Annotated in this window: 4 protein-coding genes; all 4 read right to left on the bottom strand. The window is 55.6% G+C overall.

The genetic code is table 11. The features are described 5' to 3' along the window. Positions 1 to 263 precede the first annotated feature (263 nt). The gene (locus FTE26_RS04950; RefSeq protein WP_000687356.1) at positions 264 to 695 is read right to left on the bottom strand and encodes a hypothetical protein; all 432 of its coding nucleotides are present in this window, start codon (positions 693 to 695) and stop codon (positions 264 to 266) included. A gap of 11 nt (positions 696 to 706) precedes the next feature. Further along, on the bottom strand, positions 707 to 5,548 hold the full coding sequence (locus FTE26_RS04945; protein WP_001289064.1) for an RHS repeat-associated core domain-containing protein: 4,842 nt from the start codon (positions 5,546 to 5,548) through the stop codon (positions 707 to 709). Positions 5,549 to 5,567: 19 nt separating this feature from the next. Then, complete coding sequence (locus FTE26_RS04940) at positions 5,568 to 6,029, bottom strand: DcrB-related protein (protein ID WP_001160804.1); 462 nt, start codon at positions 6,027 to 6,029, stop codon at positions 5,568 to 5,570. Between the two features lie 27 nt (positions 6,030 to 6,056). Continuing rightward, a partial coding sequence (locus FTE26_RS04935) for a type VI secretion system Vgr family protein (RefSeq protein WP_272457513.1) occupies positions 6,057 to 7,907 on the bottom strand: 1,851 nt, incomplete at its 5' end.

The following is a 7,907-nucleotide window of genomic DNA, read 5'->3' as shown; positions in this document are numbered from 1 at the left end:
TTGATACTGTTTTTGTCATGTGAGTCACCTCTGACTGAGAGTTTACTCACTTAGCCGCGTGTCCACTATTGCTGGGTAAGATCAGTCCAGCTCCCTGTGTGAGTAAGATCAGTAGTCCAGGTCAGCCAGATGCTGAGTGCCAGACATCACAGGCATATTCGCTCCTGGACATCATAAAAGAACCTGCTGTTCAAGGCAGCTCTGTTGAACAGATAGGTTCTAAATTTAATGATTTTTGAAACAGATAATTATCCAATCCAACTTTAATACACAGATGACCAGTCAATGTCATCTGCATTCATCCATTTTACTTTTTTTGATTTCTCTAAAGGATTTTTGAAAAAATCTTTTATTACTGATAAAGTAATATCAGGAGGTAAGCAAGAACCTAAAGGGATAAATTGTTCTGTATCAGCATCGACGATGATATTCATTTTATCATCTTCATGGTTACTATACCAGCATGACACTATTCCATCAGAACTTTGTGTATAATCATAGCGCAATGAAAAATTATCACCATAATTCAAAAAAAACAAAACACACTCTCTATCATCATCTCTAAAAGTAAAATATCCTCCACATGAATCTTTATTCCAGTCATTATGAGAGAAATTCTCAAAATAATGTAAATAGTTATTCAGTGAGGCGTTGTAGTCATAGGGATGAGTAAGGAAATTAGCTTCGATTTTCATACTAAACTCCATTATTTTGGAAGTAAAACCACTTTACCATTTTTAGAATAGATTATTAACTTATCTATTCCCATTTCTTTCATTAGTAAAGGTAAATATTTTTGGCAATTAGGACATGTGTATCTATCTACATACATAGTTATCTCATTCGGAAGTTTACCACGGAATTTTTCAAATGCTCTCATTAACGAATGAGCCTCTGCGTGATAAGCAACTTGACTAACTCCTCTACCTAATTTAAGTCTGTCAACCCAATAACGACCCAAATCTTTTGCTTTATCGCTTAGTACAGATGAATTTACTCCAAAAATCTTGCGACCATTGATTTCAATATAGGCAACAGTTCCAAAACCATCACCTTGATGAGGTATATGCTCACCCAGCCTCGATAATCCTGCTTTGAGGCTACGGAACCGATCTATTATCTGCCATGGGCATGGAGCCAATCCAAGTGGATCAATAGATTCATTGGGGTTATGTACATACCGGTAAGTCTGCTCACCCCCCTGCAACCCCAGCGGGTCACTCACCAGGTACATCCCGCTCTCCGGTTCGTAATACCGGAACCGGTTATAGCACAGCCCGGATTCTGCATCCTGCCACTGTCCAGCATACAGCAGGCCGGGGTCGGCTTCCGGGTCCAGTTCCCCGCGCGGGTCCGGGTAGTCTGTGTCTGCGGGCAGGCTGAGTGCCAGCCCCCACAGGCTGGTCTGTCCCGGCCGCCAGACGGTTTTACCTTCACTGTTAAAGAGCATCAGCGGGCGGCCCGTCGGGTCGCTCACCGCGTGATTCGTCCGCGTCACCCACTGCGGGGCCACGGACGGGTGCGGCTGCCGTACCCGGCTGAACTGCTGGCTTATCAGCTCAAAGCCGTTAAACACCAGGTGCCTTACGCTGTACAGTTTATCATCGCGGTATTCCCGGATTTCCGCAATACTGTCGCCATCCCACAGGTACGTGAAGCGGATTTTCTTCCGGTCGCAGCGTTTTTCCGTCCGCCTGCCGCTGGCGTCGTGGCGGTATTCCCACTGCTCCCCCTGTGCGCTGCAATACCCGGTCAGCTGGTCCCGGCTGTCCCACCGGAACCGCTCTGTTTCCGGGCGGTAGCCGTCACGGTGTTTTGTCCGGCTGACCATCCGGCCTGCGGCGTCATAGTCATACTGCGTGTTTCCGGCCTGTTTCAGCCGGTGGCCTCCGGCATACTGGTCAGTCTCTTCACTTATCCGGTGCCTGCCCGCAGACTGCGCCTTCAGGTAGCCACAACTGTCATAGCCATAGGACTCATCGCCTTCGCCATAGCCCAGCCCGGTGCCTGAGGCTGTCACCGCCGTGACCTGGCCGTTCCGGTCCAGCCGGTATTCCCGCCGTGTTTCCCGTCCGTAATCTTCCCGGCTGGTGACAGCCGACACATTGCCCGCGCTGTCGTAACGGTACTCCCGTACCAGTGAGGGGAGCAGCCCGCCCCATGTGGTTTCCTCCGGGAAAAATCCGGCGCGCTGGGTGACAAGCTGGCTGGCTGCATTCCAGCCCTGCTCACAGGCAAAACCCCGGTTACTGTGCCGGAACACTTCACGTCCCGCCTCATCACGGCTGAACGTCAGCGTCTCATCCCCCGGCAGAATGACCTCCGTCAGTTCTCCGGCGGCGTTATAACGGTACGTGGTTTTCAGCAGGGATTCATCGGGGTGTCTGTCGCGTTCATCTTCCGGTGGCAGGATACAGCGGATAACGGTGTGTTCATCGGGGTAGTGGTATTCAATGGCCCGTCGGCCCTGAGTGGTGACATTCACCCGCCCGCGTTCGTCATAGCCGGTGCGCTGTGATGTACCGTCCGGGCTGAAGATACCCGTCAGCCTGCCGGATTTGTCATAGGCATACTGCGTTTTGCCTTCCGGCGTGATGACTTCTGCCAGGCGGCCTGCGGCGTCCCGGCTGTAGAGGATGGTTTCCTCCAGGCCGTTGACCCTGGCGGTACACAGGCCATCAGCGTCATAGCGGTAACGCCAGACCACGCCGCCCCAGTCACGCTCTTCCGTCACCCGGCCACAGTTGTCCAGAATATAACGGTATGACTCGCCCTGCGGGTTAATGACTTCTGTGAGCTGCAGCGTGTCTTTATCGTAGCGGTACTGCCAGCGGTGGCCTTCACCGTCCGTTCGCGCCACCGGCAAATCGAACGGGCCGTATTCCATTGTCCAGACAACGCCGTTACCGTCCGTGTACGCCAGCAGGTTGCCGTGGCGGTCATAGCGGAATCCTTCCGCGCCGGTTCCAGCACGTTCAATGCCGCTCAGTTTATGGTGCTGCTGCCACTGTAACCGCACTGACTGACCGCCGGGGCCGCGCATCTTCACCGGCAGGTCGTGACCACTGTATTCGGTGTGGTGTTCACGGCCCATCACGTCGGTGAGTGTTTCCGGCCGGTTGTGGTGGTCGTACTCTATGCCCAGACGCCGTTCATCCTGGCGGAATATCCCCGACAGCAGCCCCTGCGGCGTGTACGCCAGCCGGGTCTCTTCGCCCTGTGGCGACACCAGACTTACCGGCAGGCCGCGTTCATCACACTGCTGTGTCCACGTCTGCCCGGCTGGGTCGGTGATGTTGCTGAGCAGGCCGCGCTCATCATAGCGGTACAGCCACTCCGCGCCGTCTGCCGCCGTGTAACGGCTTAACTGACCGAGTGCGGCGTTGTATTCAAACTTCTCCACCCGCCCGGCAGGGGAGTGACGGGCCAGCAGGTGATGGAATTCATCCCATTCATACGTGGTGGTGCTGCCGTCCGGCGCTTCTTCCCGCAGAATATTGCCGTCAGGATCATAGTAATAACGGTGAGTGCCCTTGCCGTCCGTCACGGTGGTGCAGCCGTCACCATAGTCCAGCGTGGCGTTGTAATAGCCCTCCGCCCCGGTGACATTCACGCACCGGCCCTGTTCATCGTAGGTGAAACGGCTCCACGTCTGGTCGTTATCGGACCAGCGGATGATCCGGTCCGCAGCGTCGTACTCATAAAACAGGTGGTAGTCCAGCCGCGCATCCGCTTCTGTCAGCCGCCCCCGCGCATCCTGTTCGTAGGTCGCCAGCGTCTGTATGCCGTTATCCGTGCGGTGAATGGCTTTCAGGTAGCCGCTGGCGTGGTACGTCAGTTTAAGCCGGATCCCGTCGGTGTGACTGACACCCGTGATCCGGTACTGGCTGTCGCGCTCAAACGTGATGCGGTTGCTGGCGGTGTCGCTCATCCCGCCCAGCATGTACATCCGGTCATTGGGGCTGTGTGCCAGGCGGTCATCGCTGGTATCGTCAGTCACCGGGTGGCGCAGACGCATTCCCGGAAAGGCGTCATAAAAGAAGCGGCTGCTCAGTGCATCCCTGTCGAACAGCTCCAGATAATCATCGCGGCGGCGCAGAATGTACTGGGCGTGATACGGGTTAACCGTCGTATCACTGTCACCGTCGAAGGCAAATCTCAGCGTGGCTCCCTGGCTGATGATATCCACCCGGTTTCCCTGTTCACGCACCCAGGCGTATTCGCTCCAGGAGTCGCTCCAGCCCACGCCCGTCAGGCCATGCAGCGGCAGTACAGAACTGTGGAAACGGGTGAAGGAGAGGGGGAGGGTCTGGCCCAGGGTGAAGTCGGTACGTTCGTCGCAGTATGCGCCGGTTACCGGATCGACAGGATCTGTTACCCATCTGATGACTTTATTGGCAATACTTTTTAACGACTTACCTGTTTTCCCCAGCAACGCGCCGAGCTTTGCGCCCAGCAGCTTCCCGCTTTTCCCCAGCAGGTTTCCCAGTTTGCCGAGTCTCGCCAGATTCTTCAGTTTTCCCAGCAGTCCCGCAGGCGGCAGAAGATAGCTGGCTATCGTTATTCCCCCCAGGATCATTCTCTGCCACGGCGGGAACTCCGGCTGGATATCCAGATATGTGACCTGCTCACCGCCAATAAAGACGTCCGGCGAACCTCCCACGATCACCGCACTGCACTCCAGTTTGTCGCCCTTGCGCGCGGCAGGCTGATTGTTGATAAAGACGTTGCTGCTGCCCTGGGCTATCCTCGGTGGTTTGTTCTCCTTGTCGCAGAGCGCCGTGTCCTCACCGGCTTCCGGGAAATCCACCTCTTTTTTGATTTCGCCACGCCCGCCCACCATGGTGGCAAACTCCATTAATACCGGACCGGCGGGAAACAGAAGCGATGCGCCGGCGCTGACGCGATCCATAAAACCGGCATTGCTGTCCGTCAGGGTGATAACAGCGTTCCCCCAGGCCTTCGCCAGTGGTACTGCTTTTTCCGCTGCCGATTCAAGCAGGTCAGTGGCAATATCACCCCATGAGGGTTCCCCCTGTGGGACTTCAGGTATTGCTCCAGGTGGGGGAGGAGGGGGAAGGGTGACCGCTGCACGTGCGGCCAGCTCGCCGTTAATTTTTACGTTTTCAGAACCGGTATTGATGGCGCCGTCCGTGTCACAAAAGCTGTTTATCCATGATTCAAGCTGGTTCTGTTTCTCCTCCACATAATCACTCGCCTTATAGCTGGCATACATCAGCGCAGGCACCAGAACCAGCGCATAAGGGCCGGTGGCACAGGCGGCCATAATCAGGCAACCTTCTGCGATGGTCACTATCGCCCCCAGCACGGCCCCTGCCAGCGCCCCCAAAAAACTCTTGTGCTGAATTTCATCGCCCAGCCTGGCGGCGGGGGGGCCGGACTTTTTTGATGCCAACATCTGTGCAATGGCTTTGTCGTTGGCTGCCCGTTTCATCTGGCTGGCGACCATCGCCTGCTGTGACAGCATTCGCATTGCCAGCGTACCGCCTGCGGTCGCTCCCTGTGGCCCGCCTGGTCCTTCACTCATGTGTTATCCCTCGTTTATGTCAGCGCGGCTGGTCCTTTTGGATGTCATTCTCCGGTGGCAACGGGGTGAAGCTCTTTATCACCTCCAGCAGCATCGTCTTTTGACTGTTCTTCAGGGATAAGGAGGTGCTGAAAGTGAAGGTCAGCAGCGTATCTCCACGCCGCTGGAATACGGCTATCTGGCTAATCCGCCCCTGATTCCCCTCATCTTCCGGACCGTTCCAGGAATAATCCAGCAGCCAGGCCGGGGCCTCTGCCAGAGTGATTTCCCGGCAGGCATGTTCGGTGTACCCATCAAGTTTGCCCTGGTACAGCGCCAGCGTTTCCTGGTACAGCTCTGGTGTCAGGGTTCCCTGTGGAACGGCTTCGCGGGTAATGACCAGGTTGATGCCACTGTTATCTGTGGACACCAGGACCTGCATTGACTGATCCTGCCATTGAGACGGCAGTTGAATGTGGCCTTCATTAAAAGTGAACTGCATAAAATACTCCCTGATAATCTGAGTGAATTAGTTGATGAAAACAGAACCGCCCACGATGGTGATGCCATCCTTCGACAGCCTGATTACCGTCGATTCCCCGACCTGTAGCTGAATGCCATCCGGCGTCAGCGCAATTTTGCTTTCCTCCACGGCCAGCAAAATTTCCTTAATCGCCGTATAAGCCTGTATACCGTCGCCTTCGCCACCATTGTTTACAGCGTCAACATGCACCGAACCGGCAATCGTGCCTCTGTCCTGAAAGACATCCTCAGATAAAGACCCTTTCAGTACTCCGGTGATCTTGTGGCCTTTTTCCACCGTAAGAAGGCGGTTACCTTCCTGGATCGTGACCGTCTGGTCATTTTTTACGGTTTCGCGATGATCGTGTTTTACGGTGGTGGTACGGTCGTTGAGCACTTCGGTATCCATGTTCTTCTGCGCGTGGATGTAGACCTGTTCTCTCCCTGTCGCATCATCAAACTTCAGCTCATTAAATCCGCTGCCCATGTACGTTTTGGAGCGGATGTTCATCTGCGTCTTTGTTCCCGGCAGGCTGCCGGGGGTGCGGTTTTCCTGGTGGTAGGTGCGCCCCATAATGATCGGCTGGTCCGGATCGCCGTTGAGGAAGTCTACAATCACCTCCTGACCCACACGCGGTATCGCCAGGTGGCCAAAACCGGTGCCTGCCCACGCCTGTGCCACACGGATCCAGCACGAACTGTCTTGGTCTGCCGGGTTATAACGGTCCCAGTTGAACTTCACCCGCACGCGACCATGTTCGTCGCAGAAGATTTCCTCGCCTGCCGGTCCTGTCACGACAGCGCTCTGCGGGCCGTCGACCAGCGGTTTCAGCAACGGCTGTGGTCGCCATGTTCTGTCTGCCGGGATCACCGCAAAATGGTTCTCCAGCGCCGTCCCCGCTCCCTGCCGTCCTGGCACCGCCTGTGGCTGTTCGCCGTGCAGTTCACTTGCCACCACCTGCCATTCCCGGTTCAGGTTCGCCTGCGGATGCCCCGTCAGCACAATTCGCCGTCCCGGCCATATCTCCGGCGAGCGGCTCATTCCCCGCGCGGTTTCTGCGTTGTTTCGCCAGCCGTCCATCTGCCAGCGGGCAAAGTTCTGCCCGTGGGCGCTCTTGAAACGTCCGGGGTAGTCATACACTTCATACTGCGTGCGCTGGTAGTCCTGGTGCTGGCCTTCCTGTTCAAAACGTCCGGCCCAGCCGGGGCGTTTAAAGGTGTAGTCTTTGGTCACCACGGAAGAAGGGCGGATTTGTGCGCTGTAGCGGAACTGGCTGATGCAGAGGGTGCTCACCTCGGTACGGGTGTTCGGGTTCCATGGGATTTCAAAAGATTCGGGCAGATGGCGGACTGTGTCGCACAGCACCAGGCTCTGGTCGGTACTTTTGTAAGCATGCTCCTCATAAAAGAAGATGCCTTCCTCCGCCGCCATCCGGCACAGGAAATCGTAATCAGTCTCACCGTACTGGACACAAAACTCACGGGAAGGATGCGGCTCGCTGAACAGCGGACTCCATTCGGTCACCCCGTTTTCCTGCAACATCGTGCCGAGGATGCTTTTGATGTCCTCGTTCTGGAAGATACGGAAGTTCTGGCGCAGACCGGCACGCCACAGCGGCGGGTGCACCTTCATGCTGTACAGCATCTGGTTTTTGTCGTTCTCCCCGAGTTCAAACCAGGTCACCACGCCTTTCACCCGGCGCTGTACTTCATCGCCCTGCCATATCGTCAGGTAGGCCATTTTGTCCAGCACCTGCGCAAATTCAAGGGAGAGAAACTGCTGGCTGACCAGGGAGAGATCGAGGGAAAAGAGCGAAGAGAGTGACTGGTTCAGATGAAAGGAAACCACCGCAAAAGC

Source organism: Escherichia sp. S10b (genome assembly GCF_028421345.1).
Lineage (GTDB): Bacteria > Pseudomonadota > Gammaproteobacteria > Enterobacterales > Enterobacteriaceae > ECMA0423.
This window is presented reverse-complemented; position numbering and strand designations above follow the sequence as displayed.